Consider the following 1,742-nt stretch of genomic DNA (forward strand, 5'->3'; position numbering starts at 1 on the left):
GTTATCAGATGAAGAAGTAGCAGTCTTAGGAAGTGTTAGATTATGATAAAAGTTGGTTTACTTGATAATTTAAATAAGCTAATAAGAGAAGATAAATATATAACTGGCTTGTGTAATAGCATAGGAATTGAATTAGATAAAGTAAGTTTATTGATCGAAAAAATTTATAAAAATCTATTTTTTACTTCTTTGGATGAAGATCTAGGAATCCCATTGATGTTGAATTTATTGAAATTAACATTAAATGAAAATTTAACCACAGAAGAAAAACAATCAGTTATCCAAGCTAAATGGAAAGCAAAAGGTAATTGTACAGAAAAATTATTACAAACTGTTTGTGATTCTTGGAAAAATGGAATAATAGACGTTGATTTTATCAATGACAACTTAACACTAAATTTCATAGGAGTTGGAGGAATTCCTTCTGATTTAGAAAGTTTAAAAACAGAGGTAAATAAAACTAAACCAGCCTATTTATTAGTTGATTATATTTTTTCTTTCTTATACTGGAATTTATTCGAGTCTTGGCAATTTGATTGGAACACACTAGAGAGCAAAAATTTAAATTGGGATAAATTAGAAATAACCATATTTAAACCTTAGGAGGAATTAAATGGCAAGTACAAATAAAACCTCTAAAGGTCTATCACAATTTTTAGGTTCTGATAGACTCCAAAGAGAAGATTATAATAATGACATGAAAAAGATAAATAAAGAATTAGAAAATATTCTAACAGGTGAAGAAATAATAATCATCATAGAGAAAGAAAGGAGTGATAATCTTGGAGAACTTACATAAAAATATAAAAGTCTTATGGAAGAAAAATAACATATCTTTTGAAAGAGGCATTTATCTAGAAGGAGATCTGAATATAGGGAATCTTGAATTAGAAATAGTGGAATATATCCCTGAAAGTCAATTGAATATTACTTTTTATAATGAAAATGAAAAGAAATTATATGTAAAAAAGACAGAGCTTCAAGAAAAAAATATTATAAAGATACCTAATGAAGTATTGCAAATAGCAGGAACAGTTTTTATTAGATTAACTCAAGAAAAAAATGAAAGTATTTTACAAGCTACAGAGGAGATCTATTTCTATGTTGTAAAAAAAAAAGCTATGAAGACTTAAAAACATATATTCCAGAGCTAGTAGCAAAGGACGTAAAAGATACAATCGATGAATTGTACTTTTTATTGGATAATGGGAAAAAAGAACTAAATATGTGTGTAGAAGTGGCAAAACAAAATATTAAAGATAATTCTATTACAAGTTTACAAATTCATCAATTAATTGAACAAGCTAAAAAATAAAGGAGGAGAAAATGGCAACGAGTAATGCAATCTTGCAGTATGAACAACTTCAACAACTAATTTTACAAATATATGAGGACATTAAAAAGAAATCTAATATAGAACATAATCACTTAGCTACTGATATTACTGAAAATTCATCTAAAAGGTTTGTTTCTGATTCTGAAAAAAATAGTTGGAGTGCAAAAATAACTCAGGCACAACTAGATGGAGCTTTGAACTCATTAACTTCTGGTCTGAGTTGGAAGGGAAGTTTTTCAACTCTTACTGAAATTCAAGCTATACCTAACCCACAAGATGGTTGGTTTACTATAAAAACTTCTGGAGAAAATGTATTTTATATATATGAAAGTTCATCAAATTAATGGCAATATTTAGGAGGTTTAATGATTCCTGGTGTGGCAACTTCAAATGATAATGGACTCAT

General features: G+C 27.6%; 4 protein-coding genes. All 4 read left to right on the forward strand.

All coding sequences use genetic code 11. The annotated features are described in order from the left end of the window. Positions 1-42 precede the first annotated feature (42 nt). The 4 genes from WBG30_RS12380 (at position 43) to WBG30_RS12395 (ending at position 1,680) form a co-directional block, all read left to right on the forward strand. Entirely contained in the window at positions 43-603 is a 561-nt protein-coding gene (locus tag WBG30_RS12380; RefSeq protein ID WP_424504973.1) for a putative phage tail protein, read from the forward strand. A gap of 10 nt (positions 604-613) precedes the next feature. Then, positions 614-799 carry a hypothetical protein gene (locus WBG30_RS12385; protein WP_424504974.1) on the forward strand — a complete coding sequence of 62 codons (186 nt, stop codon included), beginning with the start codon at positions 614-616 and terminating at the stop codon, positions 797-799. Further along, entirely contained in the window at positions 783-1,133 is a 351-nt protein-coding gene (locus WBG30_RS12390) for a hypothetical protein (protein WP_424504975.1), read from the forward strand. Before WBG30_RS12385 ends, WBG30_RS12390 begins: the two co-directional genes overlap by 17 nt. Positions 1,134-1,326: 193 nt before the next feature. Then, on the forward strand, positions 1,327-1,680 hold the full coding sequence (locus WBG30_RS12395; protein ID WP_424504976.1) for a hypothetical protein: 354 nt from the start codon (positions 1,327-1,329) through the stop codon (positions 1,678-1,680). The last annotated feature ends 62 nt before the right edge of the window (positions 1,681-1,742 follow it).

The sequence above is a fragment of the Psychrilyobacter sp. genome, from assembly GCF_049671765.1.
Lineage (GTDB): Bacteria > Fusobacteriota > Fusobacteriia > Fusobacteriales > Fusobacteriaceae > Psychrilyobacter.

Bases quoted from the DNA above. Each gene is read 5' to 3' on its own strand.
- WBG30_RS12380 (WP_424504973.1), top strand. From the start codon at position 43: ATGATAAAAGTTGGTTTACTTGATAATTTAAATAAGCTAATAAGAGAA.
- WBG30_RS12385 (WP_424504974.1), top strand. From the start codon at position 614: ATGGCAAGTACAAATAAAACCTCTAAAGGTCTATCACAATTTTTAGGT.
- WBG30_RS12395 (WP_424504976.1), top strand. From the start codon at position 1,327: ATGGCAACGAGTAATGCAATCTTGCAGTATGAACAACTTCAACAACTA.